At 72.1% G+C, this 22,308-nt stretch carries 20 protein-coding genes; 12 read left to right on the top strand and 8 right to left on the bottom strand.

Features of this window, described 5'->3' with window-relative positions:
• Nucleotides 1-55 precede the first annotated feature (55 nt).
• Complete coding sequence (locus tag STRCI_RS18440; protein WP_269660058.1) at nucleotides 56-1,453, top strand: PAS domain-containing protein; 1,398 nt, start codon at nucleotides 56-58, stop codon at nucleotides 1,451-1,453.
• Nucleotides 1,454-1,457: 4 nt separating this feature from the next.
• Here the strand turns inward: STRCI_RS18440 and STRCI_RS18435 are convergent, their stop codons facing one another.
• A complete protein-coding gene (locus STRCI_RS18435; RefSeq protein ID WP_269660057.1) occupies nucleotides 1,458-2,213 on the bottom strand; it encodes an SIS domain-containing protein in 756 nt (251 codons plus the stop codon).
• 317 nt (nucleotides 2,214-2,530) lie between these two features.
• Between STRCI_RS18435 and STRCI_RS18430 the strand changes: the two genes are divergently transcribed.
• Both STRCI_RS18430 and STRCI_RS18425 read left to right on the top strand, forming a co-directional pair.
• On the top strand, nucleotides 2,531-3,223 hold the full coding sequence (locus tag STRCI_RS18430; RefSeq protein ID WP_269660056.1) for an iron-dependent transcriptional repressor DtxR: 693 nt from the start codon (nucleotides 2,531-2,533) through the stop codon (nucleotides 3,221-3,223).
• A gap of 479 nt (nucleotides 3,224-3,702) precedes the next feature.
• A complete protein-coding gene (locus STRCI_RS18425) occupies nucleotides 3,703-4,584 on the top strand; it encodes an alpha/beta fold hydrolase (RefSeq protein WP_269660055.1) in 882 nt (293 codons plus the stop codon).
• A gap of 99 nt (nucleotides 4,585-4,683) precedes the next feature.
• Here STRCI_RS18425 and STRCI_RS18420 read toward each other — a convergent pair whose 3' ends face one another.
• From STRCI_RS18420 to STRCI_RS18410, 3 genes are all read right to left on the bottom strand, one after another.
• Nucleotides 4,684-6,273: a transporter gene (locus STRCI_RS18420; protein ID WP_269660054.1), complete on the bottom strand. Its 1,590-nt coding sequence runs from the start codon at nucleotides 6,271-6,273 to the stop codon at nucleotides 4,684-4,686.
• On the bottom strand, nucleotides 6,270-7,040 hold the full coding sequence (locus STRCI_RS18415; RefSeq protein WP_269660053.1) for an ABC transporter ATP-binding protein: 771 nt from the start codon (nucleotides 7,038-7,040) through the stop codon (nucleotides 6,270-6,272). Before STRCI_RS18415 ends, STRCI_RS18420 begins: the two co-directional genes overlap by 4 nt.
• 117 nt (nucleotides 7,041-7,157) lie before the next feature.
• On the bottom strand, nucleotides 7,158-7,820 hold the full coding sequence (locus STRCI_RS18410; protein WP_269660052.1) for a bifunctional DNA primase/polymerase: 663 nt from the start codon (nucleotides 7,818-7,820) through the stop codon (nucleotides 7,158-7,160).
• A 286-nt stretch (nucleotides 7,821-8,106) separates the two neighbouring features.
• On the opposite strand from STRCI_RS18410, the gene STRCI_RS18405 reads away from it, so the two are divergent.
• Nucleotides 8,107-9,489 (top strand): NsdA family TPR-like regulatory protein, encoded by a 1,383-nt coding sequence (locus tag STRCI_RS18405; protein ID WP_269660051.1) that lies wholly within the window; start codon nucleotides 8,107-8,109, stop codon nucleotides 9,487-9,489.
• Nucleotides 9,490-9,705: 216 nt separating this feature from the next.
• Nucleotides 9,706-11,310 carry a hypothetical protein gene (locus STRCI_RS18400; RefSeq protein ID WP_269660050.1) on the top strand — a complete coding sequence of 535 codons (1,605 nt, stop codon included), beginning with the start codon at nucleotides 9,706-9,708 and terminating at the stop codon, nucleotides 11,308-11,310.
• Nucleotides 11,311-11,338: 28 nt separating this feature from the next.
• Here the strand turns inward: STRCI_RS18400 and STRCI_RS18395 are convergent, their stop codons facing one another.
• Entirely contained in the window at nucleotides 11,339-12,652 is a 1,314-nt protein-coding gene (locus STRCI_RS18395; RefSeq protein WP_269660049.1) for an ABC transporter substrate-binding protein, read from the bottom strand.
• 117 nt (nucleotides 12,653-12,769) lie between these two features.
• Between STRCI_RS18395 and STRCI_RS18390 the strand changes: the two genes are divergently transcribed.
• The gene (locus STRCI_RS18390; RefSeq protein WP_269660048.1) at nucleotides 12,770-13,270 is read left to right on the top strand and encodes an SCO4402 family protein; all 501 of its coding nucleotides are present in this window, start codon (nucleotides 12,770-12,772) and stop codon (nucleotides 13,268-13,270) included.
• Between the two features lie 47 nt (nucleotides 13,271-13,317).
• Nucleotides 13,318-14,199 (top strand): formyltetrahydrofolate deformylase, encoded by an 882-nt coding sequence (purU, locus tag STRCI_RS18385; protein ID WP_269660047.1) that lies wholly within the window; start codon nucleotides 13,318-13,320, stop codon nucleotides 14,197-14,199.
• A 170-nt stretch (nucleotides 14,200-14,369) separates the two neighbouring features.
• Here the strand turns inward: purU and STRCI_RS18380 are convergent, their stop codons facing one another.
• Both STRCI_RS18380 and STRCI_RS18375 read right to left on the bottom strand, forming a co-directional pair.
• Nucleotides 14,370-15,707 (bottom strand): maleylpyruvate isomerase N-terminal domain-containing protein, encoded by a 1,338-nt coding sequence (locus STRCI_RS18380; protein WP_269660046.1) that lies wholly within the window; start codon nucleotides 15,705-15,707, stop codon nucleotides 14,370-14,372.
• Entirely contained in the window at nucleotides 15,704-16,276 is a 573-nt protein-coding gene (locus STRCI_RS18375; RefSeq protein ID WP_269660045.1) for a sigma-70 family RNA polymerase sigma factor, read from the bottom strand. The genes STRCI_RS18380 and STRCI_RS18375 overlap by 4 nt, the downstream gene beginning before the upstream one ends.
• A 313-nt stretch (nucleotides 16,277-16,589) precedes the next feature.
• Between STRCI_RS18375 and STRCI_RS18370 the strand changes: the two genes are divergently transcribed.
• Together STRCI_RS18370 and STRCI_RS18365 are read left to right on the top strand one after the other, a co-directional pair.
• Nucleotides 16,590-16,970 (top strand): STAS domain-containing protein, encoded by a 381-nt coding sequence (locus STRCI_RS18370; RefSeq protein WP_269660044.1) that lies wholly within the window; start codon nucleotides 16,590-16,592, stop codon nucleotides 16,968-16,970.
• 142 nt (nucleotides 16,971-17,112) lie between these two features.
• On the top strand, nucleotides 17,113-17,625 hold the full coding sequence (locus tag STRCI_RS18365) for an EF-hand domain-containing protein (RefSeq protein ID WP_269660043.1): 513 nt from the start codon (nucleotides 17,113-17,115) through the stop codon (nucleotides 17,623-17,625).
• Here the strand turns inward: STRCI_RS18365 and STRCI_RS18360 are convergent.
• Nucleotides 17,609-19,132 carry a class I adenylate-forming enzyme family protein gene (locus tag STRCI_RS18360; protein ID WP_269664580.1) on the bottom strand — a complete coding sequence of 508 codons (1,524 nt, stop codon included), beginning with the start codon at nucleotides 19,130-19,132 and terminating at the stop codon, nucleotides 17,609-17,611. The two genes, STRCI_RS18365 and STRCI_RS18360, sit on opposite strands and share 17 nt — an antisense overlap.
• 138 nt (nucleotides 19,133-19,270) lie before the next feature.
• On the opposite strand from STRCI_RS18360, the gene STRCI_RS18355 reads away from it, so the two are divergent.
• The 3 genes from STRCI_RS18355 (at nucleotide 19,271) to STRCI_RS18345 (ending at nucleotide 22,250) form a co-directional block, all read left to right on the top strand.
• Entirely contained in the window at nucleotides 19,271-20,401 is a 1,131-nt protein-coding gene (locus STRCI_RS18355) for an acyl-CoA dehydrogenase (protein WP_269660042.1), read from the top strand.
• 2 nt (nucleotides 20,402-20,403) lie between these two features.
• Nucleotides 20,404-21,270, top strand: coding sequence for an acyl-CoA dehydrogenase family protein (locus STRCI_RS18350; RefSeq protein WP_269660041.1), 867 nt, complete (start codon nucleotides 20,404-20,406; stop codon nucleotides 21,268-21,270).
• A gap of 503 nt (nucleotides 21,271-21,773) precedes the next feature.
• Nucleotides 21,774-22,250: an ATP-binding protein gene (locus tag STRCI_RS18345; RefSeq protein ID WP_269660040.1), complete on the top strand. Its 477-nt coding sequence runs from the start codon at nucleotides 21,774-21,776 to the stop codon at nucleotides 22,248-22,250.
• Nucleotides 22,251-22,308: the final 58 nt, after the last annotated feature.

Raw genomic sequence — 22,308 nt, 5'->3', positions numbered from 1 at the left:
AGTGGGCGAACCGCCGCACCGTATGCGTGCGGACGCGGCTTGGCAGGGGGTCCAGGTGAGTGCTTCCCGGCGTAGTGGGACCACCGACGAGCTGGGGCCGGACGAGCCAGAGGGTCCCGGCCCCGAGGGCTCGGGCGGCTCCGACCTGCTCGCCGCGTTGCTGGACGGCATGGACGCGGCCTTGTGCGCCTTCGACGCGGGCGGCGTCGTCACCCACTGGAACCGTGAGGCCGAGCGCATCCTCGGCTGGACCGCCGCCGAGGCCGTGGGGCGGCAGGGGTTCGCCGACTGGGCCGTGCGCAGTGCCGACGCCGAGGAGGTCGAGGGGCGGCTGATGTCCGCCATGGACGCTCCGGGGCGGCAGGTGCACGAGTTCGCGCTGCTCACCAAGGACGGCGGTCGGGTGCTCGTGCGGACCCAGTCCGCGGCCGTACGCGGGCCCGACGGCAAGCCCGCCGGCGTGTACTGCGCGTTCAGCGAGGTGCACGCCCAGATCGACCTGGAGCGCTCCATCGCGCTCAGTGAGGCCCTCTTCGAGGACGCCTCCTGGGGTGTCGTCCTCGTCGACGCCGACCTGCGTCCCGCCGTCGTCAACGCCCACGCCGCCCGCGCCCTGGGTATCGGCCGTACGTCCGCCCTGGGCCGTCCGCTGGGCGAACTGCTCGCGCAGGGCGTCGAGGAGCTGGAGAGCGCGCTCACCCATGTCCTCGCCGAGGGCGCGCCGCCCGCGCCCGCCGAGATCTGGGTCAGTGTGCGCACCCCGGAGGGCGAACAGCGGCGCTGCTGGCGCTGTGGGTTCGTCCGGCTGGCCTCGCCGCTGGCCGAGGAGCCGGTGCCGCTGGGTGTGGGCTGGCTCTTCCAGGACGTGACCGAGGCGAAGCAGGGCGAGCAGGAGGCGGCGCTGCTGCGGTTCCGCACCAACCAGCTGCACCGGGCCGCGCGGGCCGCGGCGGAGTGCGAGGACCCGGCGGAGGCGGCCACCGTCCACCTGGACTTCGCGCTCGCCGGGTTCGCCGACCACGCCTTGATCGACCGGGTCGCGGGCGGCTCGCTCGGCGACGCGGACGCGGCCGGGCAGGTCCGCCTGGTGAGGGCGGCGGCGACGCCTTCGGGGCCGCCGGGACCCAGCCTGCCGACCGGCGCCGCGGGCCTGCCCGTGCGTTACCCGGAGGGCCATCCGGCGCTCCAGTGCGTGGCCCGCGCGGGGTCGGTCCGGGCCAGTGTCGGCACCGTTCCGCCGGAGCAGGCCCGTCTGTGGGCCGAGGCCCGCCGGTGGCCGTCCGACTCGGTGCACGCCCTGTGCGCGGTCCTGCGCAGCCGGGGCCGGACCCTGGGCGTCGTCACGTTCCTGCGCGGGGGCGGCCGTAGTCCCTTCGAGCGCTCCGATGCGACGTACGCGGAGGATGTGGCGGCGCGCATCGCTACCGCCCTGGACCTGGCGAGCGCTCTGTGAGGGTTCAGCGCTGGTAGAAGATCCGGTCGCCGTACTGCTCCATCACGCGCCCGTTCCACTCGTGGCCGCCGTCCACATTGCCGGAGCGCAGCAGCGGTGGCTCGATGCCGCGGTCGGCCAGGGCGCCGGCGGCCGTGGCCATGACGGCCTGCATCAGGGCGGCGGTGACGACCGTGGACGCGGGGGCGAACGGCGCCGGAACGGTGTCCAGGGTCAGCTCGGCGTCCCCGACGGGGATCTTGGAGTCGAGCACCAGATCGCAGTGGTCCTTCAGGAACGTCCCGGAGACATGCCGCGATTTCGTCTCGGAGGCGTACGCCACCGATGTCACCCCGATGACCTTCACGCCCAGCGCGCGGGCGTTGAGGGCCATCTCCACGGGCAGGGCGTTGCGTCCGGACAGGGAGATGATCACCAGGACGTCTCCCGCGCGGAGCGGTGAGCTGTCCAGTACGGCCGCCGCGAGCCCGTCGACCCGCTCCAGGGCGGAACCGAGCGTGGCGGGCATCACGTCCACGCCGACGACTCCCGGCACGGCCAGGAGGTTCATCAGGGCGAGGCCGCCCGCGCGGTATACGACGTCCTGCGCGGCCAGCGAGGAGTGCCCGGCGCCGAAGGCGAACAGCCGCCCGCCCCCGGCGACGGCGTCGGCGAGCAGCGCGCCGGCCGAGTCGATGTTCTCGGCCTCCTCGTCGCGGACCCGCTGGAGCAGCCCGATCGCGGCGTCGAAGAACTGGCCGGACAGCTTGCGGTCGCTCATGCGCGGGCCCCTTTGCCGTGCGAAGTCCGTTGGTGTTCGGGTGCCGGTCGTGTGCCGGTCGTGATCTGTGTCGCGGATCACCGTGCGGTCTGGACCAGTGCGGTGTCAATACGGCGTGGGGCGCGGGCCGGGGGGCGTGTTCGCGCGCAAGGCGCGGATCGGCGTGGATCGGCGCGGATCGGTGTGGCCGAGCGCGAAACCCCCTGGTTTCAACGGCGCGGCACGGTTGTCAGCGCTATGCGTCAGAATTGAAGCCAGGGCCAGCGCACGCGCCGCGAAGCTGTCGCGCTTCCGGCAGATCTCATCGAGGGGCACGTATGTCCGGACTGATCGACACCACGGAGATGTATCTCCGCACCATCCTCGAACTGGAAGAGGAAGGTGTGGTCCCGATGCGTGCCCGGATCGCCGAGCGGCTCGACCAGAGCGGGCCGACGGTCAGCCAGACGGTGGCGCGGATGGAGCGTGACGGCCTGGTGTCCGTCGCCTCGGACCGCCATCTGGAGCTGACCGACGAGGGCCGCCGCCTGGCCACCCGTGTGATGCGCAAGCACCGGCTCGCCGAGTGTCTGCTCGTCGACGTGATCGGCCTGGAGTGGGAGCAGGTGCACGCCGAGGCCTGTCGCTGGGAGCACGTGATGAGCGAGGCCGTCGAGCGCCGCGTCCTGGAGCTCCTCCGTCACCCCACCGAGTCGCCCTACGGCAACCCGATCCCCGGCCTGGAGGAGCTCGGCGAGAAGGACGGCGCCGACCCGTTCCTCGACGAGGGCATGGTCTCGCTGGCCGAGCTGGCTCCGGGGCTGGAGGGCAAGACCGTCGTGGTGCGCCGGATCGGGGAGCCGATCCAGACGGACGCGCAGCTGATGTACACGCTCCGGCGCGCGGGTGTGCAGCCCGGTTCGGTGGTCAGCGTGACCGAGTCGGCGGGCGGGGTGCTGGTCGGCAGCGGTGGTGAGGCGGCCGAGCTGGAGGCGGACGTCGCCTCGCACGTGTTCGTCGCCAAGCGCTGAGCCCACCGTCACCTCGATGGCAACTCCTGGTGTTCCAGGGGTAGTTGAGGCGACCCCCGGAACGCGCCGAATCCAAGATTCAGTCCGTCGAATCGCAGCGCTCGGGCGCCGCGCGTGCGAGGCTGTCGCGTGAGGCATATGACCTGAGGGGGCGGAGGATGTGCCGCAGACGTGTGGAGGGCCCCGGCGCCTTGCGGCGCCGGGGCCTGTCCTCCCCTGTTCCGACCCGGAGCCCCGAGCTCCCAGGGTCGTTCCCCTCGGACCGTTTTCCCCGAGCGGTCCGCCTCCCGTTGAAGATCTCCCCTCGGCTGCGGTGGTCAATCCTTGAGGGAGGTCACTCGAACGAGGGGTGTTACCCGGCGAGACGGCGTTTTCGAATGGGGGTTCGATAACCTGGGAGTGACGGGTCGCGCGGGACGTGCGCTCAGATAAATGCACACAAAGGCACGGCAGGCGGAGCTAGGGGGGTGCCAGGACCTATGGCGCGGCGCATCGACGTGACCGGGAAGGGCGGGGTACGCCTCGCGGCCTGGGAGTTCGGCGACCCACCCAAGAGCGACCGCCCGCCCGCCGGGGGCGAGCCGGAGCAGTCCGGACACGGCGTGCTGTTACTGCACGGGCTGATGGGCCGTGCCTCGCACTGGGCGGCCACGGCCCGCTGGCTCTCCGAACGGCATCGCGCGGTCGCCCTGGACCAGCGCGGCCACGGCCGCAGCGACAAACCGGCCGAGGCGGCCTTCACCCGCGAGGCGTATGTGGACGACGCCGAGGCCGCCCTCGAACAGCTCGGCCTCGGCCCGGCCGTCCTCGTCGGCCACGCGATGGGCGCGCTGACCGCGTGGCAGCTCGCCGCGAAGCGGCCCGACCTGGTGTCGGGCGTGATCATCTGTGACATGCGGGCGTCGGCGCTGGGTGCCGCCTCGCAGCGTGAGTGGGCGGACTGGTTCAAGTCCTGGCCCGTGCCCTTCGCGACCCTCGCCGACGTCCGGAAGTGGTTCGGGGAGGACGATCCCTGGGTGGAGCGGCCCAACCCCGCGCGGGGGGAGTTCTACGCCGAGGTCATGCAGGAGTGCGAGGACGGGTGGCGGCCGGTCTTCGAGCACGAGCAGATGCTGAAGTCCCGTGAGACATGGGTGTACGACGCGCACTGGGAGGAACTGGCGCAGGTCCAGTGCCCCACGCTGGTCGTGCGGGGGCTGGACGGGGAGCTGGGGCGTGCCGAGGCGCAGGAGATGGTGCGGGTGCTGCCCAAGGGGGAGTACGCGGAAGTCTCCGACGCGGGGCATCTTGTGCACTATGACCAGCCGGAGGCTTGGCGGGGGGCGATCGAGCCGTTTCTTGACGCGGTTCGGTTGGTTTGAGCGGCGCGCTCGGAGGGGTGCGTGACCTTGTGTCGCGGCCGTGGGCGCGTGGGGGCTTGTCGCGCAGTTCCCCGCGCCCCTCAGGGAGTTCCAGCTCCCTCAGCCTCTACTCACCGCCGTCAAGATCTCGGGCAGTCTCGCCGCCGTCCGTGGCGCCGCCAGCCTCAGTCCCGCGACCGTGATCGCCGCCCCGTATGCCGTTCCCGCCGGCAGGAGCAGCCACCGCCAATCGTCGCCGTTCGCCGTGATGTTCAGCCAGATCGTCAGGGCGATGACCGGGGCGCAGAGCAGGGCCGCCGCGACCATGCCGCCGAAGATGGAGATCCAGGCCAGGCCCACCTGCCCGGGGGCCACGTTCTTGTAGCCCTCCTGCGGGATGGAGTACGGGAAGCGGGCCGAGGTCCACGCGCCGGTCGCCAGCATCGCGCCGAGCAGCGCGAAGGAGAGACCGAGCGCCTCGGGAAGCCGTGACCAGTCGCCGAGCAGGGCCGCGGTCAGGACCGTCACCAGCGTCGCGTACGGCAGGGTGATCACCAGCAGCGCCAGGGCACGCGCGCGGAGTTCGGCGTAGGCGTCCCGCGTGTCCGAGATCGTCATCGCGACCATCCAGAACGCGGAGGTGTCCTGGCCGAACTGGTTGTACATCTGGATCCCGAGCATCCCGGCCGCGAAACACGCGAAGTAGAGCGAGCCGGTGCCCTGGAGGGCGTTGAACAGCGGCACGATCATCCCGATGGCCAGCGAGGTCACCCAGGCCGCCTTGGTCTTCGGATCCCGCCAGATGTACCGCAGGCTGCGCTCCATGACGGTCCCGGTCCGCCCGGCGGGCAGCAGCCTGCCGAGCCCCGTGGACTCCCGCACGGCGGTCTCCGCCGCCGCCTGGAGCGTCGACCCGTCCGGCTCGGTCATCAGCCGGGTCAGGTGCCGTGACCATACGGCGATCAGGGCGGCCAACGCCCCGGCCGTCAGCGCCAGTTGCAGCAGGGCCACGCCGTAGGACCCCTCGCTCGCCGCGTCCACCGCGCCGATCGCCGACGCCGGCGGCACCCAGCGCAGTACGTCCGCCGCCGGGTCGAGCTGCCCGAGCCCGGACGAACCGAGGCGCTGCGCACCGAAGTTGACGAGCTGCGCGCCGATCGCGATCACCAGGCCGCTCAGCACCGCGAGATCCCGGCCCTTGCGGCTGGTCAGCAGCCGGATGTTGGCGGCGGCGACGGCCCGCGCCAGGGCCACGCACACCAGCAGCGCCAGGACGACTCCGACGACGCCCACCACGTAGGCCGTCGCGCCGTGCGCCACCGCGATCACCGAGCCGGTCAGCAGGCAGAGCGTGAACAGCGGGCCGATGCCGACCAGGGAGGAAGCGAGCAGGGCGCGCACCAGGGGGCGGGGGCGCAGGGGGAGCATGACCAGGCGGGTCGGGTCGAGGGTCTCGTCGCCGCCGGGGAAGAACAGCGGCATCACCGCCCAGCCGAGCGCCAGCACCGCGACCAGCAGGACGACCACGGACGCGGCGTGGGCGTGGCCGCGCAGCGCGATCAGGCCGATCAGCTGGGCCGCGGCGAACAGCAGCGTGAGGACGGCCGAGGCGACGTACGCGGCGCGGCGGCCGGAGGACTGGCGCAGCCCATTGCGCAGCAGGGAGAGTTTCAGCCGCACCAGGACCGGAGTGATCGTGGGCGCGCTCATCGCGCCCCGCCGCCCAGCCAGTCGAGGTCGGATGCCGCGTCGCGCCCCTGTGCCCCCACCAGTTCCAGGAACGCCCGCTGGAGGGAGGGCGCGTCGCCGCGGACCTCGGCGAGCGGGCCGTGCGCCCGGATCCGGCCCGCCGCCATGACGGCCACCCAGTCGCACAGCGACTCGACCAGCTCCATGACGTGGGAGGAGAAGACGACGGTGGCGCCGGAGCCGGTGTACCGCTCCAGGACCCCCCGGATGGTCTGCGCGGAGACCGGGTCGACGCCCTCGAACGGCTCGTCGAGGAAGAGCACTTCGGGGTTGTGGAGGAGAGCGGCGGCGAGCCCGATCTTCTTGCGCATACCGGTCGAGTAGTCGACGACCAGCTTGTGCTGGGCCCCGGCCAGGTCCAGCACGTCGAGGAGCTGCGTGGCCCGCTTGTCGACCTCGGCACCCGGCAGCCCGCGCAACCGCCCCGAATAGGCGAGCAGTTCCCGCCCCGACAACCGCTCGAACAGCCGCAGCCCCTCCGGCAACACCCCGATCCGCGCCTTCACCGCCACGGGATCCCGCCAGACGTCGTGCCCCACGACCTCCACGGCCCCCTGATCGGGCCGCAGCAACCCGGTGACCATGGAGAGCGTGGTGGTCTTCCCCGCCCCATTGGGCCCGACCAGACCGATGAACTTCCCGGCGGGCAGCTCAAGATCGATACCGGCAACAGCGACTTGCTGCCCAAACCGCTTCCAAAGCCCACGGACCACAACGGCGTACGTCATGAATGCCAACCTAAGGGGCGCGGGGCTGTATCCAATATGCGGCTCCGCCGCGTGGGCGCGACAAGCCACAGCGATCCCGCACCCGCAAACGGCGACGGCGAGGCAGAGAAGTAGGCGCTAGCGATCCCGGCCGCACGCATAGGCAAGCGGCGAGATCAACTCCTCCGCATCCGGCAGCCACCGATTGGCGGGCGTGGGCCGGCAGGCCCACTGCACAGCCCCCCGAGACCCGAACCGCGTAGGCGGCGCAGCCACATAGCTGCCCTCCCCGAGCGCGACGAGATCGAGCGACGACGGCGTCCAGCCGAGCTTGCGCACCAGATCAGGCACCTTCACCGACGCCCCCGGCAGCACGAAGAAGTGCATCCGACGATCCGGCGTCAACGTCACGGGCCCGAGCGTCAACTCCATCCGCTCCATGCGGGCCAGCGCGAGAAACCCCGCCGTCTCGGCGACGGAGATCGCGTCGAACGTGCGCCCCGTGGGCAGCAGGATCGAGGACAGCGGCTGTTTCGACCACATCCGGCGGGCAACGGTCGCACTGCCCGTCGCCTGCGTGCCCCAGTCCGCCCGCGAAGGATGCGCCCCCGGCGCAGAGCACGCGGCGTCGCCGCACGAGCAGTGCTGCACCCCGTCGACGGCTTCCAGCCAGGTACCGGGAAACACGTCCCAGTGGCGCTCCTCGGCGTAGCGTACGGCGGTCTCCAGCAGCGATTCCCCGCGCTGCTTCGGAATCTGAGCGGCTTCAGTGGCCTCGATCGTCTCTTCCACGCTCAACACAACTCCCGCACCCACCTCGGGTTACGCCCGTAGCGTGCGCGGGGGAGGAGCATCGATTCCGCAACTGGGGCGCATGGATGCATGTATGGGGGCGCGCGGGAGGATCCGTGGCGATACCTGGGTAGCCACAAGCGGGGTCGGCTTCGTGCCTTACCCCGGCAATCCTCGCATGCCTCGCATTTTCGGTATGTCCGCGGGGCATTGATCTTCACGGCCGGATTCGTTCGGTGCGAAGACAAGTCAACTCGGTGCGTGGGCAGGGCACCGCAGCCACAGGGGGTACGCCATGGCCGCAAGGCCTCTCGTCGCGCGGCAGCCGAACGAACGGTTGCAGGCGCTCATCCAGGAAGCGGGCTGCTCGAACGCCGGGCTCGCCCGCCGGGTCAACATGTGCGGTGCCGAGCACGGTCTTGACCTGCGCTACGACAAGACGTCCGTGGCCCGTTGGCTGCGCGGTCAGCAGCCGCGCGGGCGCGCCCCGGCGATCATCGCGGAGGCACTCGGCCGCAAACTCGGCCGTACGGTCACGATCGACGAGATCGGGATGGCCAACGGCAAGAACCTCGCCTCCGGTGTCGGTCTCCAGTTCTCGCCGACGGTACTGGGCGCCATCGAGCAGGTGTGTGAGCTGTGGCGCAGTGACGTGGGCCGGCGGGACTTCCTGTCCGGCTCGTCCGTCGCCGCGTCCGCGCTGGTCGAGCCCAGCCGGGACTGGCTGATCTCCGCGCCCGACTCCCAGGTCGCGCGCTCGGCGGGCCCGCGCGTGGGCCAGTCCGACGTCGCTGCCGTGAAGGCGATGACGCAGGCGCTGGTCGACCTGGACCACCAGTACGGCAGCGGGCATGTGCGCCCGGTCGTCGTGCACTATCTGAACAGCGTCGTCTCGGGGCTGCTGGCCGGGTCGTACCGGGAGGCCGTGGGGCGTGAACTGTTCGCCGCGGTGGCCCGGTTGACGGAGCTGGCGGGCTACATGGCGATCGACACCGGCCAACCCGGCCTGGCCCAGCGGTACTACATCCAGGCCCTCAGGCTCGCCCAGGCGGCCGGGGACCGCGGCTACGGCGGATACGTACTGGCCGCGTCCATGAGCCATCTGGCGGCGCAGCTCGGGAACCCGCGTGAGATCGCGCAGCTGGCGCGGGCCGCGCAGGAGGGGGCGCGGGGGCGCGTGACCCCGCGCGCGGAGGCGATGTTCCACGCCGCCGAGGCCCGGGGACACGCGCTCATGGGCGACGTACGAGGGGCGCAGGTGGCGTCCGGGCGGGCGGTGAGCGCGCTGGAGGCGGCGGATCCGGCCTCCGGGGACGACCCGCCGTGGATCGCCCACTTCGACGGGGCCTATCTGGCCGACGAGTTGGCGCACTGCCACCGTGATCTCGGGCAGGCCGAGGCCGCGGCCCGGTGCGCCGAGGAGTCCCTCGCGGGGCTGCCGGAGGGCAAGGCGCGACGGCGGGCGATCGGCTACGTGCTCCTCGCCACAGCGCAGGTGCAGCAGCGCGAGGTCGAACAGGCCTGCCACACCGGCCTGAAGGCCGTCGAACTGCTGGAGACCCTGCGCTCCAACCGCGGTGCCGACTACCTGGAGGACTTCCAGCAACGGCTTGAGCCGTACCGGGAGGAGCCGGTGGTAAGGGAGTTCGGGGCGCGGCTGGATCTCCAGGCGGCGTGACGAGGACCAGCGCGCGTGGCCGGGATACGCGGCCGTGAACACACGGGAAACAAAGGCACCGAGAGGGAGAGGAGGACGGGGACGGGGAATGGGGGACCGCGCTGTTACGGCGGTCACAGGGACGTACGTCACGTTCTGAGCTGCGTGGCACGCCGCTCTTGGGACCCGGTAGCGTGAGCCGACGATTCCGAAGGTCCCCCATTCGTAGGAGTCCCGGTGACGCAGAGTGGACAGGGCGAGGAGCCCTCGGCGCGGCCCGCGCGCGAAGGCATCGTGCTGCCCTCAGACGGAGGGGAGCCGCTGCTCCCGGGTATGACGGGCAGCCCAGTCGGCCCCCAGCACCCGGTTCAGCCGACCCCGCCGCCCGCCCCGGCGGCCCCGTCGGGCGGTCAGGCGTGGAGCGGCTCCTGGGGCCCCGAGCAGCACCAGCCGCCGGCGGCCCCGCCCCCGGCACAGGGCTGGACGCCGCCGCCCGCGCAGCCCTGGTCGAGCGGCGAGCAGCCCGCGGCCGCCTGGGGCACCCCGGACGCCACGTCCCAGCCCCTCCCCCCGGAGACCCCGGCGCAGTACTACGGCACCCCGGCACAGGGCTACGCCCCCCAGAACGCGGGAGCGGTCCCGCCCGCGGCTTCCTACGGCGCCGACGCGCTTCCGCCCGCTGCCTCCTATGGCACCGACGCGCTACCGCAGGCGGCCGCCCACGGCGCCGACGCCCTCCCGCCCGCGGCCCCCTACGGTGGCTCCGGTGAGTTCCCGGCCGCCGCTTCCTACGGGGACGACGGCGCCACCCAGTACATCCCCCCGGTCGTCGACGACGGTGCGACGCAGTACATACCGCCGGTCGGTGGCGGGGCGCTGCCGCCCGAGGTGAACCCGGAGACGCCCGGCGAGAGCACCACGGTGCTGGGCCGGGTCCCGCGCTCCGCGGCGCCGGGCCCGGACGCCGACGCCACGCAGCTCATCCCGCCCGTACCGGCGGGCGGCGGCGAGCGGCAGCCGCCCGCCGAGTTCGACAACCTCTTCCGCAGCGAGCCGGGCGGTGAGCCCCCGGCCGCCTCCACCCAGCAGATGCCGCGCTTCCAGCAGCCGCAGCCCCAGCCGTCCTACGGCGGCGGCGACCGGCAGCCGCAGTTCATCCCCCGGCGCGAGACGCACGACGACGAGCCCCGCCGCGGCAGCGGCCGTACCGGATCGCGGGTGCCGCTCTTCGCGGCCGTCGGCGTCGGGATCGCCGTCCTCGGAATAGGCGCGGGCGCGATGATGGGCGCCGGTGGCGGGGACGAGGACGACAACAAGACCGTCGCCGCCACCGCCCCGGCGAGCCAGTCCGCGTCCGCCTCCCCGTCGCCGTCCGTCGACCCGGTCAAGGCCCAGGCCGTGGAGCTGGACAAGCTGCTCGCCGTCAGCGGCAACAGCCGGACCATGGTCATCAACGCGGTGGCCGACGTGAAGGCGTGCACCAACCTCGGCCAGGCCGCCAAGGACCTCCGGGACGCCGCCAAGCAGCGCAACGACCTGGTGACCAAGCTGGGCACGCTGGCCGTGGATAAGCTGCCGCAGAACACCGAGCTGACCGCGGCCCTGACCAAGGCCTGGCAGGCGTCCGCGTCGGCGGACAACCACTACGCGACCTGGGCCGACCAGGTCGCGCAGCGCCGGGGCAAGCTCTGCAAGAAGGGGCAGGCCGGCGGCACTCCCCAGACCCAGGCGGGCAACCAGGCGAGCGTGACGGCCAGCACCGAGAAGACCAAGGCCGCGGGCCTGTGGAACTCGATCGCGAAGACGCACGCTCTGACCGAGCGCCAGCCCACCCAGCTCTAGGGCCTGTCGTAGGGCGCGGACGGGGCGGTCAGCCCAGGTCGGCCTGTTGCAGGGTCTTCGTCACATCGATGAAGCCCTTGCGGGCCGACACCAGCCGGCCGTCCCGGACGACCTGGAGCGTCACATCGGCGTTGACCAGCTGGGGGAAGCCGACCGAGGCGAGGCTCTCGGAGTACTCCCAGTTCAACTTGGGCGTGAGTCCGCCGGTGCCGATCTCCAGACCGTCGTCCAGAGCCCGGCGGACCGAGCGGGCGGTCACCTCGCCGTCGCCGATGGAGTCCACGACGGCCTTGAAGACGGTGTAGGCGATCCAGGTGGTCTGCACTCCGGCGTCCGCCGGGTCGATGCGGTTGTCGCCGAAGGCCTGCGCGCTGATGACCTTCTTCATCGCGTCCCAGCGCGGGTCGCTGGCCACCGGGTACCAGCCGGTGATGTACGCCCCCTCGTACGGGCCGGACTTGCCGCCGGAGGCGTCGATCACGGTCTGGTCGACACTGCCCAGCACGGTCGCCGTACGGACGTTCCCGGACTCCTCGCGGCCGCGCCGGAAGGAGTCCATGAAGGTGCTGGTGCGGTCCCCGAGGGCGGGCACCACACAGCCGGGGCGGGCCGGGTCGGCGGTGGTGTACTCCAGCGCCTGCTGCGAGTGGGCCGAGTACTCGGTGGCGTCCTCCGCCGCCAGCTGGTCGCCCGCCTCGGTGTGGCCGCCCGCGGACAGCCCGGAGTTCAGCAGTGCGGGCAGCTCGTCGCCGGCGATGCTGTCAGGCCGGACCAGGGCGACGGGCCCGCAGTTCTTGGCCAGCTCCCGGCCGAGGCCGGCCAGCAGACTGGGCTGGCCGCCGTTGACCGGGTAGGAGAGCGGGCTGGTGAACTCGGCGCCGGTGACGCCGTAGCCGCCGATGTACGGGATGCCCGCGCTCTCCAGCGTGGGGAAGAAGGAGTCGCCGTACTGGCTGTAGGAGCCGACGACGGCGACCACGTTCTCGTCGACGGCGCGCTCGGCGCACTTCGCCGCGGCGACGCTGTCGTTGTGGTCGTTGCAGTTCAGGACGCGCAGCTTGCGGCCGTTCAGACCGCCCTGGGAGTTGATCCAGCGCGCGTACGCCAGGGCGAGCGCGGGCATGCCCGGTTTGTTGGTGGCGGTCGTGTCCTGGGGTGCCCAGGTCATCACGGTGATGGTGCCGTCGTCAGCCCCGGCGCCCCCCGTGACACCGGGGATGACCCCGCAACCGACAGCGAGCGACGCACACGCGATCAGGGCCGCCGCTTTACGCACGGTGGCTCTGACGGGTTGCGCGAACGCGGGGAGATGGGTATTGCGTATGCGACGCCTGCCGGTCATGGACACGCACGATTCCGTCACATCACTAACCGGGGAGTCATCCGTGGTCAACAGAAGGTGACCACAAGGTGAATTACGGGGGTCCTCGAACTCCGTTCGACAGAGAACGTACGATCGATGACCGTGCAAGGTTCGGAGAACTCTTCCCGTCGCGGCCGTCGCTCCTCCACCATGGGCGGCATGCCACTGAACGACATGCCCTGGTGGCGCTGGCGCAGCAATGTGCGCTCCGCGCTGCACATGCTCTCCGACCCGGTGTTCCAGAGGGACGTCTGGCTGGCCGGTGTCGACGGCTACGGAGACGTCACCGATGCCGTGTACCGCCTGGTCGAGGACACCTGGCTGGACAACTGGTCCGCCGAGAAGTACGTCGGCACGATCTTCCGCGACTCCCAGGAGGCGGCGCTCGTCGACACCGCCGTACTGCGGGTGCTGCGGATCATGCACCAGGTCGGGCCCGACGCCCCGGTCGCCGCGTACCTGGAACACCAGGGGTGGCCGGACGCGGTGCGCGCGGCGCGGGACGCGCATGTGCGGATGGCGGCGAGCGACGGGGACGAGGCGGACGCCCCGCCGCGCACCCTGGAAGTGCTGCGGATCATGACGAGGTCCGCGTAGCGGGACGGCCGTGATCGGCGGGTGCCGTCTGTGGGACCCTGTGCTGCATGAACGAGCAGTCCGACCGAGCCGCGGTCACCCCCGACCAGTACGTCCTGACCCTGTCCTGCCCGGACAAGCAGGGCATCGTGCACGCCGTGTCGAGCTACCTCTTCATGACCGGCTGCAACATCGAGGACAGTCAGCAGTTCGGGGACCACGACACGGGTCTGTTCTTCATGCGCGTCCACTTCTCGGCGGAGTCGCCGGTGACGGTGGACAAGCTGCGGGCGAGCTTCGCGGCGATCGGTGACTCCTTCCAGATGGACTGGCAGATCAACCGGGCCGACGAGAAGATGCGCATCGTCCTGATGGTCTCCAAGTTCGGGCACTGCCTGAACGACCTGCTGTTCCGGGCGCGGATCGGGGCGCTTCCGGTGGAGATCGCGGCGGTGGTGTCCAACCACACGGACTTCGCCGAGCTGGTGGGCTCGTACAACATTCCGTTCCACCACATCCCGGTGACCAGGGACACCAAGGCGCAGGCCGAGGCGCGGCTGCTGGAGATCGTGCGCGAGGAGAACGTCGAGCTGGTCGTCCTCGCTCGCTACATGCAGGTGCTCTCGGACGATCTGTGCAAGCAGCTCAGTGGGCGGATCATCAACATCCACCACTCCTTCCTGCCGAGCTTCAAGGGTGCGAAGCCGTATCACCAGGCCCACACGCGGGGTGTGAAGCTGATCGGTGCGACGGCGCACTACGTGACGGCGGATCTCGACGAGGGGCCGATCATCGAGCAGGAGGTCGAGCGGGTCGGCCACGGTGTGACGCCGGACCAGTTGGTGGCCATCGGGCGGGATGTCGAGTGCCAGGCGCTGGCGCGGGCCGTGAAGTGGCATGCGGAGCGACGGATTCTGCTGAATGGGCGACGGACGGTTGTGTTCGCCTAGGCGTCTGCGGGGTTCTGTTTCGTAGGCGGCCGTGGGTGATTCGTGGTTGCTCGCGCAGTTCCCCGCGCCCCTGAAAAGCCCGGGTCCACTGGTCCGACGTCCAGGGGCGCGGGGAACTGCGCGACCAGCCCCCACCCACCCGCAGCCGCCCACGAACCGACAACCAGCTCCTACAGACGGCTCAACGACGCCACCGAGAACAGCACATCCCGAATCGCGTCACCGTCACCGACCTGCCCCGCCGCAGCCTCCGCAGGAGACACGTGGCCCGCGGCCAGGTGGCAGAACTCCGCCCCGTCCAGCGCCACGTGCGCGACCTCCCGCTCGACGGAGCCCACCGCCGCCAGTGAGTCCAGCGGGATCAGCCACTCGCCCCCGCCCGACCCCTCGATCTCCAGCCGCAGGCTACGGCCCCGTCCGGGCGCCGCCAGCCCGTCGCGGCGGCGTCTGGCCAGCGTGGCGGGCAGCATCCGGGCCGCCAGGTCGATCATGTCGTGCAGATGTCGGCCCGAGGGCGGCTCGTACGGATAGTCCACGGCGTCCGCGATGTCCCCCGCGTGCACCCAGCACTCGAACGCCCGGTCCAGCATCGCGTCGTGCAGCGGCAGTTCGAAGTCGCCGTAGGAGACGGGCAGCGCGCCCGCCTGGCCGCCCGTGAAGGAGACCGTACGGACCAGGTCGTGGCTCTGCCCCCGCCAGGGCGCCCGCACCGAGCGGGTGGGCGGGAAGTGCGAGGCCCGCCAGTACGCCTCGGTCCGGGCGGACGGGGTGGGGCGGTCGGCCGGGACCTCGCCCAGCGGGTCGTCCAGGCCCAGGGCGACCGCGACCAGGCCGTCGACGGTGAGCAGATGCGCGATCACCCCGGCGACCGTCGTACGGCGGCTGGTCGGCTTGTCGGCCCGGAACCAGCGCAGCCGCACGGGCGCGTGCCACTCGGCGTCCCCGAAGTCCTGCAGCAGCGCGTCCAGACGCGCCGTCTCGGCGTCGTACGCGGCCGCCCAGCCGGGGACCGGGATGCGCGGCGGGCGGCGCTCCAGGCAGCTCTCCAGGACCCGGGTGCGCAGGGCGGGGTCCAGGTCGAGGCTCTCCGCCGGGTGCAGCAGACCGACGGCCTCGCGCAGCCTCAGCGCCTCGTCGGCGCAGGATCCGCAGTCGCCGAGGTGCGCCTCCACGGCAAGCGCCTCCTCCGGCGAACAGGCGGCCAGCGCCCACGCGCCGAGCAGGGACTTCAGCACCGGGTGCGCCAGGACGAGCGGCGCCGGCCGGTCCAGGTCGGGCAGGGGCCTGCCGGTGTCCTCGACGGAGGCGCGGGGCAGCGGTATGCGGGGCGGCCGGCCGGGGCCGGGGCGCGGGCTGTCGCCGCCGCCGTCGGCGGGGCCGCCGGGAGCGGACGCGCCGGGGTTCTGCCCGGCGCCGCCCTGCTGCCGCTGATCGTCCTTGTGCTCCTTCTTGGGCTCGCCGTCCCCCTCGTGGTCGTCGTACGCCTCGAACCGGCCCAGGTCGTTCACACCGCACCCCCGAGTCCCGGCGGGGCGCCGGCGTCGTGGGCGGTGGCGAGCAGTTGCAGGCCGAGACGGAGCCGGCGGCGGGCCTCGTCCTCGGTCACCCCGAGGTCGGCGGCGGTCTGGCGGTAGTCGCGGCGCTGGAAGTAGGCCAGCTCCAGGGCGGCGCGCAGGGGCACCGGCATGGCCTGGACGATGTAGTCGGCGCGGGCGGCGACCGAGGCGTGGCGCACCTTGCGCTCCAGGTCCTCGGGGGTGCCGTGGCCGCCCCGGGCGAGCGCGGCCGTCTCGGTGGCGCGCAGGCGACGTACGGCGAGGCGGTGGGCGAGATCGGCCACCCAGGAGCGCAGCGGGCCCTGCTTGGGGTCGTAGGCGTCGGGGTGCTCCCAGACGTGGGTGAAGACCTCGCGGGTGACGCTGTCGGCGGCGTGCTCGTCGCCGAGGACGGTGTGGGCCAGGCCGTGCACAAGGGAGGCGAACCGGTCGTAGAGCTCGCCGAGGGCGGCCGCCTCACCGCGTGCCAGGCGCTGCTGCATCTTGCGGTCCCAGCGGGGCGGTGCGTCCTTCTTCGCCATGCGGCCCCCTCCCGTCACACTGCCTGTGCCCTGGTCAAGACTGCTCCCACCGTCTCCTCGAATGTAGTCGGCACCTCTGACAGCGCACGCCCCTTTGTCGCAATGTGCGCCCCCTGGGAGGCCCCGGGTGATAGTGAACGGTCGCCTACCCGGTCCAGAACTGATCGAACAGGACTGGAGACGACAGAAACAAGCCTCTTTGTGACTTCTTCTGTTTCTGGCCCGGAGTTTCAGGGCACTGCCGCTGGGCAGCCGCGCTGCATGGAAGCGTAGGGAGAGCTTCCGTTTGCGGGGGGTCCGGCGAGCGAAGGGCATGGCGGTGGCGTTCAAGGTGACCTGCGAGGAGCAAGGCGGGTGGGCCGTGCTGCGCGTGTCGGGCGAACTGGATCTCGTGACCTCGCCCGCGCTGCGTCAGCGCATACACGACAAGGTGGCCGAGGGCCGCCACAGCCTCGTGCTCGATCTGTCCGAGGTCTTCTTCTGCGACTCCAGCGGGGTCGGCGTGCTGATCGCCGCCCGCCGGCTGGTGCGCTCCTGCCGGGGCCGGCTGCGCCTGATCCTGCCCGCCCACGGCGCCGTCGAGGGCTCCCACGTCAACCGCGTCCTCGGCGCCCTGGGCGTCCGGCGCCTGTTCGACGTCCACCCCGACCTGGACTCGGCCACCGACGAGGCGACGGGGCCGCTGTCGGCCTAGGGCCTGCCGTTCGGCCACGCCGTTGTCCCAAAATTCCCTCGGTCTTGGCACAACCATCATTTTCTCGCTCGCGGACGGCCCCCGGCGTCGTACGCTCCGTGCCAGAAGCACCCCACGTGACGTAAAGGCGGCACGAAAAGACATGGTCAGCAGCGAGTACGAGCGCAGGATCGCCGCCCGGTTCGCCACCTTCGACCAGGACGGCAACGGCTATATCGACCGCGCGGACTTCAACGCGGCGGCCAAGGCCGTGCTGGCGGAGTTCGGTACGGCGGCCCGGTCCGACAAGGGCCAGGCGGTGTACATCGGCGCCGAGGCGTTCTGGCAGGGCATGGCGGGAATAGCGGACCGGGACGGTGACCAGCGCATCACGCGGGACGAGTTCGTGGGCGGCGCGGTCAAGCGACTGCGCGACAACCCCGACCGGTTCGCCGAGATCGCCCGCCCCTTCCTGCACGCGGCCCTCGCCGTGGCCGACGGGGACGGCGACGGTGCGGCCACCCTCACCGACACCGTGCGCGTACTGACCGCCCTGGGCGTGAACGCCGACATCGCGCGGGCCGCCGCGGACACGCTCGACGCCGATCACGACGGCCGGGTGGAGGAGTCCGAGGTCGTGACCGCCTTCGCCCGCTACTTCACGGTGCCCGAGTAGGCCCGGCGCTCGCCGAAAAGCGTTCCCTGAGCTTGTACTTGAGTACCTTGCGCAGCGTGTCGTTGCGCGGAAGGGCGTCCACCACCTCCAGCTGCTCCGGCAGCTTGTGCACGGACAGCCCTTCCGCGCGCAGATACGCGGTGAGCCGCGCCAGGCTCAACTCCTCCGCCCCCGGCGGCTGTTCCACGACGGCGCACACGCGCTCCCCGCGCTCGGCGTCGGGCAGCCCGATGACGGCCGCGTCCGCGACCGCCGGGTGCCGGTGCAGCAGATCCTCGATCTCCTGGGCCGAGATGTTCTCCCCCTTGCGGATGATCACGTCCTTCAGCCGCCCGGTGAGCACCAGATGCCCGCTGTCGGTGAGACGGCCCAGGTCGCCGGTGCGCAGGAACCCCTCCGGGTCGAAGGCCGCCGCGCTCTGCGCCGGGTCCAGATAGCCCCGGCACACCGCCTCGCCGCGCAGCCGCACCTCCCCGTCGACGATCCGGATCTCCATCCCCGCGGGCGGCCGCCCCTCCGTGGTGGCGAGCAGCTCCGGGTCGTCGTCCGGATCGCCCATCGTGATCATCGGCACCTCGGTCATGCCGTAGCCATGGGTCAGCTGTACGTCCATCTCCCGCACGACCGCGTGATACAGCTCCGGCGGCTTGGGCGCCCCGCCGCCCGCGAGCAGCCGGAGCGTCGGGACCACCTTGGTGCCGGGCTGTTTGCGCTGCTCGGTCAGGAACATCGAGTAGAAGGCCGTCGACCCGCCCGCCATCGTCACCCCGTGCCGCCGGAAGCCCGCGAGCGCCTCCGGCAGCGCGAACTGCTCGAACAGCACCGCCGGGAAGCCGTACAGCAGCAGCATCACCATGTAGTCGGGGCCGCCTATGTGGGCGTAGGGGAAGGCGATCGAGCCGACGTCGGCGGGGTCCGGGCGCAGGGCGTGGGCGAGGCAGGAGCCGCCCGCGATCAGCGAACGGTCCGTGTGCAGCACGCCCTTGGGGTCGGAGGTGGTGCCCGAGGTCCAGTAGATCCAGCGGACGGAGGTGCCCTCGGCGGGCGGTTCGGGCAGTACCGCCGGATCGCCGTCCGGGAGGCGGTCGTACGCCTCGAAGACGCCCTTCGCGCCGAGCCGGTGCGCCATCCCGGTGTGGTCGAAGCCGCGCCAGGTGCCCGGTACGGCGAAGTACTCGGCCTTGGACTCGCGCAGCGCGAAGCCGACCTCGCGGTCCCGGTAGAAGGGGATGACCGGGGACTGCACGGCGCCGAGGCGGGCCAGGGCGAAGGAGAGCAGGACCGTCTCGATCCGGGTGGGCAGCTGCCAGGCCACGACGGTGCCGGGGCGCACCCCCAGGTCGTACAGACCGGCCGCCACCCGCTCGGCACGCGCGCGCAGCCGGCCGAAGCTCAGGGAGCGGTCCTCCTGGAGGAGGAGCGGCCGGTCGGGGGTGCGGGCGGCGCGGCGGTCGAGCAGGTCCCACAGGGTCCGGGCGGAGCTCAGATCGTGTGCGGTCTCGGTCACGGTGGCGTCGGTCACGGCGGCGGGCCCCTTTGCTGACGATGCGTCAGATGGTGGACAGAGCGTAGGGCGCCCCGCCTTGTCGGTCCAGGGGTGCGGGGCTAGCCTGAACTGACGGATCGTCAGATTGGTGGCCGCCGTATGGACCTCTCGTACACGCCCGAGGAGGAGGAGTTCCGGGCGCGCCTGCGGCAGTGGCTCGGCGAGGTGCTGCCGAAGCTGCCCGAGGCGCCGGACCCCTCCGACTGGCCCGGCCGACGCGCCTACGACCTCGGCTGGCAGCACATGCTCCATGACGCGGGGTACGCCGACGTGCACTGGGACGCCTCGCCGACCACCCGGTTGATCTACCTGGAGGAGACCGAGCGCGCGGGCGCGCCCTACGTGGGCGCGAACTTCGTCGGGCTGCTGCACGCGGGCCCCACCATCGCCGCCGAGGGCACCCCCGCACAGCGGGCGCGCTGGCTGCCGCCGATCCTGCGCGGCGCGGAGGTCTGGTGCCAGGGCTTCAGTGAACCCGGCGCGGGATCCGACCTAGCGGCGCTGCGCACGCGCGCGTGGCGCGACGGCGACGACTATGTGGTGACCGGATCCAAGATCTGGACCTCGCACGCCGAAGTCGCCGACTGGTGCGAGCTGTTGGTGCGCACCGACCCCGAGGCGCCCAGGCACCGGGGCATCACCTGGCTGGCGATGCGCATGGACGCCCCGGGCGTCACCGTACGGCCGCTGCGTACCCTCGCCGGGTCCACCGAGTTCGCCGAGGTCTTCCTCGACGAGGTGCGGGTGCCGGTGGCGAACCGGGTCGGCGCGGAGAACGACGGCTGGCGCGTGACGATGGTGACGCTCTCCTTCGAGCGCGGCACGGCCTTCGTCGGCGAGGTCGTCGCCTGCCGCCGCGTCCTGCGCGAACTCGCCGCCGAGGCCAGAGAGAACGGCCGCTGGGACGATCCGGCGCTACGGCGCAGGCTCGGCCGCCTCAACGCCGAGTTCCGCGCGCTGTGGCGCCTCACGCAGTGGAACGTGAGCGAGGCGTCGGTGAGCGGGGTGCCCGGGGTGGGCGGTTCGGTTTTCAAACTGAGGTACTCGCACGCCCGCCAGGAGCTCTACGACGCCGCCGCCGACGTCCTCGGGCCCGACGCCCTCGATCTCGGCCGGGGCTGGGTGCTCGACCGGCTGTCGTCGCTGTCGTACACCATCGCGGCCGGGACCTCGCAGATCCAGCGGAACATCGTGGCCGAACGGATCCTCGGGCTGCCGAAGGGGCGGTGAGCATGCGGTTCCAACTGAGCGTGGAACAGCGGGCGTTGAAGGCCGGCATGCGGGAGCTGCTGGAGCGCCGGTGCGGCCCCGAGGCGCTGCGCGCGGCCGTGGACGCACCGGGCCTCGACCGGGCCCTGTGGCGGGAGCTGGGAGAGGCGGGGTTCTTCGCGCTGCGGCTGCCCGAGTCGGACGGCGGGGTCGGACTCGGGCTGCCGGAGGCCGTGTTGGTCTTCGAGGAGGCGGGCCGGGCGCTGCTGCCCGGCCCGCTGGCCGCCACGCAGCTGGCGGCGGGCTCGGTGCCGGGCGCGGCCACCGGGGAGGCCGTCGTGACGGCCGTGGACGGCGTCCTGGTGGAGTGGCTCGACGCGGCGGACGTGGTGCTGGGCGATGCCTCCGGCGCCCTGCCCCTGCGCTCCGTGGACCCGCTGACGCCGCTTCACCGCGTGCCCGCGGGAGCGGCCCCCGCGGACCCGCCGGCCGTCCTCCTCACCGCCGCCGAGCAGCTCGGCACCGCCACGCGCGCGTGCGAGCTGGCCGTGCAACACGCCCGGACCCGTGAGCAGTTCGGACAGCCGGTCGGGGCCTTCCAGGCGGTCAAGCACCTGTGCGCCGACATGCTGGTGCAGGCGGAGACCGCCCGTGCCGCCGTGTACGCCGCCGCGGTGACCGGTGACCCCGCCGACATCGCCGCGGCCCGCCTGCTCGCCGACGAGGCCGCCGTACGCGGCGCCCGCGACTGCCTCCAGGTGCACGGCGGAATGGGCTTCACCTGGGAGTGCGAGGTGCAGCTGCATCTCAAACGGGCCTGGGTCCGGGCGCAGCGTGGCGGTGGCGGGACGGAGAGTGAGGAGCTGCTCGCCGCCGAGTTGGCCGACTGAGGGGCGAGAAGGGCTTCTGGGCTGCGGATCTGGTACCGGGTCAGCCTTCGGTGTCGCGGATTGTGGCATACCGGAACTACGGAGCGTTGATATCGGGTTGTGTCCTACGTGTGACTCGTCACGTCCTGGAGTCGGCGCCCCGCTCCGGTACCTTGTGTGGGATGCGAGTGGTTCCGAGCACGAGCCATGCCGGAGTTGCCCCTGAGGCGGCTCCGGATCCGGCGATGCGTGCCGGTTCTCGCAGGGCGGGCGCGGTTCCGGCCCCCGCCTGTTCGACTCCCCGGCACGAGCGTCGCACAGTATCCCGCACGGGTACTCCTTCGCGCTGGAATATGCCCGAAGCGCTTGTTGGGGTGACTGTACGTCAACCATGCTTTCTCGTAAGGGATTCACGTTCCGTGACCCTGGCTCCGGCCATTGTTCTGGTCATGCAAAAAATGGCTACGATCGTGGCCCTCGTGAGGCGCGGGGCTATGAGTCCGCCGGTTCGGATGGTGTGAGCGGTGCAGGTGCTTCAAGTGCAGCTGGAGATCCGGCCCGACCCCGCTGAAGTGGGGCGAGCCCGGCGGTGGGCCCGCTCCAGGCTCGCCGGTTCCGGGATAGGGGCCGATGAGTCGCTGTCGGAGACCCTGGTCCTGCTCGTGTCCGAACTGGTCACCAACGCCGTGGTGCACACCGGCTGCCCGGCCGTGCTGCGGCTGTTCCTGCCCGGGGCCGCGGCCGGCCCCGAGGCGGTCACCGTCCGTCTGGAAGTGGTCGACGCCAGCGGCCGGGCCCCGGTGCCGCGTTGTGCGGGCGGCGGGGAGACCGGCGGCCGGGGCCTCGCCCTCGTCGACGGACTGGCCGACCGCTGGGGCTGGATGCCCGAGGGCCCCGGCAAGCGCATCTGGTGCGAACTCGACCGCTGTGCCGAACAGCGCGAACCCGCCGCGGCCTACGGCGGCGGAGCCTTCGAAGGGCTGGCGTTCGAGGCGGTGTGAGGCGCCCATGGCCGGGCGGCGGTGGTACGGCGCCCGCGGGGTACGCGGAGCCGATCGC

It is taken from the genome of Streptomyces cinnabarinus (assembly GCF_027270315.1).
Lineage (GTDB): Bacteria > Actinomycetota > Actinomycetes > Streptomycetales > Streptomycetaceae > Streptomyces > Streptomyces cinnabarinus.
This window is presented reverse-complemented; position numbering and strand designations above follow the sequence as displayed.

Excerpts from the sequence above, each read along its gene's own strand:
- STRCI_RS18435 (WP_269660057.1), bottom strand. The coding sequence starts at position 2,213 with ATGAGCGACCGCAAGCTGTCCGGCCAGTTCTTCGACGCCGCGATCGGG.
- STRCI_RS18430 (WP_269660056.1), top strand. The coding sequence starts at position 2,531 with ATGTCCGGACTGATCGACACCACGGAGATGTATCTCCGCACCATCCTC.
- STRCI_RS18425 (WP_269660055.1), top strand. The coding sequence starts at position 3,703 with ATGGCGCGGCGCATCGACGTGACCGGGAAGGGCGGGGTACGCCTCGCG.
- STRCI_RS18420 (WP_269660054.1), bottom strand. The coding sequence starts at position 6,273 with ATGAGCGCGCCCACGATCACTCCGGTCCTGGTGCGGCTGAAACTCTCC.
- STRCI_RS18415 (WP_269660053.1), bottom strand. The coding sequence starts at position 7,040 with ATGACGTACGCCGTTGTGGTCCGTGGGCTTTGGAAGCGGTTTGGGCAG.
- STRCI_RS18405 (WP_269660051.1), top strand. The coding sequence starts at position 8,107 with ATGGCCGCAAGGCCTCTCGTCGCGCGGCAGCCGAACGAACGGTTGCAG.
- STRCI_RS18395 (WP_269660049.1), bottom strand. The coding sequence starts at position 12,652 with ATGACCGGCAGGCGTCGCATACGCAATACCCATCTCCCCGCGTTCGCG.
- STRCI_RS18390 (WP_269660048.1), top strand. The coding sequence starts at position 12,770 with ATGACCGTGCAAGGTTCGGAGAACTCTTCCCGTCGCGGCCGTCGCTCC.
- purU (WP_269660047.1), top strand. The coding sequence starts at position 13,318 with ATGAACGAGCAGTCCGACCGAGCCGCGGTCACCCCCGACCAGTACGTC.
- STRCI_RS18375 (WP_269660045.1), bottom strand. The coding sequence starts at position 16,276 with ATGGCGAAGAAGGACGCACCGCCCCGCTGGGACCGCAAGATGCAGCAG.
- STRCI_RS18370 (WP_269660044.1), top strand. The coding sequence starts at position 16,590 with ATGGCGGTGGCGTTCAAGGTGACCTGCGAGGAGCAAGGCGGGTGGGCC.
- STRCI_RS18365 (WP_269660043.1), top strand. The coding sequence starts at position 17,113 with ATGGTCAGCAGCGAGTACGAGCGCAGGATCGCCGCCCGGTTCGCCACC.
- STRCI_RS18355 (WP_269660042.1), top strand. The coding sequence starts at position 19,271 with ATGGACCTCTCGTACACGCCCGAGGAGGAGGAGTTCCGGGCGCGCCTG.
- STRCI_RS18350 (WP_269660041.1), top strand. The coding sequence starts at position 20,404 with ATGCGGTTCCAACTGAGCGTGGAACAGCGGGCGTTGAAGGCCGGCATG.